Origin of the sequence: Mesorhizobium zhangyense (assembly GCF_011045115.1) — a bacterium.
GTDB lineage: Bacteria > Pseudomonadota > Alphaproteobacteria > Rhizobiales > Rhizobiaceae > Mesorhizobium_M > Mesorhizobium_M zhangyense.
Genome location: NZ_JAAKZG010000058.1, coordinates 1 through 725, shown reverse-complemented (window position 1 = coordinate 725; position 725 = coordinate 1). Strand labels below are relative to the sequence as shown.

Sequence of the window (725 nt, the reverse complement as noted above, 5' to 3'; positions counted from 1 at the left end):
AACGATGTCTGTGCCCTGGCCAGCATACTCGATCGTCCGGTCTCCGGTCGACGAGACGATATAAATGTCGTTGCCGGTTTGGCCTTGCATAACGTCGGCACCGCTGCCGCCGTCGATGTAATCGTTGCCGGCGCCTCCGAACGCGTCGTCATTCCCCGCTCCGAGCAAAATTACGTCATTGAAATCGCTTCCAAACGCGATGTCCCGGATGCCGCTGCCATTGATCGACTGCCCTGCTGAGGCATACACGTACACGTGGTAGTCTTCAGAGTATGTCTCAATTTCACCAGTGAAATCGTTCTCGACGGAGATGTCATGCGCAAATACACCTCCATCCCAAACGTCAAATTCGAATGAGAATGAAGTGGAATCGTAGAAGCTTTCGTGAAAATAACTACTGTCTTCCCAGTATGCCTCAACATAGCTATCATCTATGTAATCGCTAACATCTGTATCTATAGTGAGATAGCCATTCACAGAGTCGAACGAATAGTCAGTGTAAACTCTTCCCATTGTAACCTTCCAATCACTTCAGCCCGAATCTCGGCAATGTCCCTCTACCGCAACCGACAACGCTAGGCTGTCAGAATTGAGGCACCAACTTCAGCCTCTGATTTTATTGTCGTTTTTGCCTGTTTTTGTCCCACCCAAATCCACCCCCTTGGAAATCTTCGTTTCCGTCGCAACCGAAAGGGGACGAAGGGTGCCTTGCGGCAATGACGAAC

The 725-nt window shown here is 50.1% G+C and carries 1 protein-coding gene; it reads right to left on the bottom strand.

Features of this window, described 5'->3' with window-relative positions; all coding sequences use genetic code 11:
• Positions 1-513, bottom strand: a 513-nt coding sequence (locus tag G6N74_RS30440; RefSeq protein WP_376767773.1) for a calcium-binding protein, incomplete at its 3' end; no start/stop codon positions are given.
• Positions 514-725: the final 212 nt, after the last annotated feature.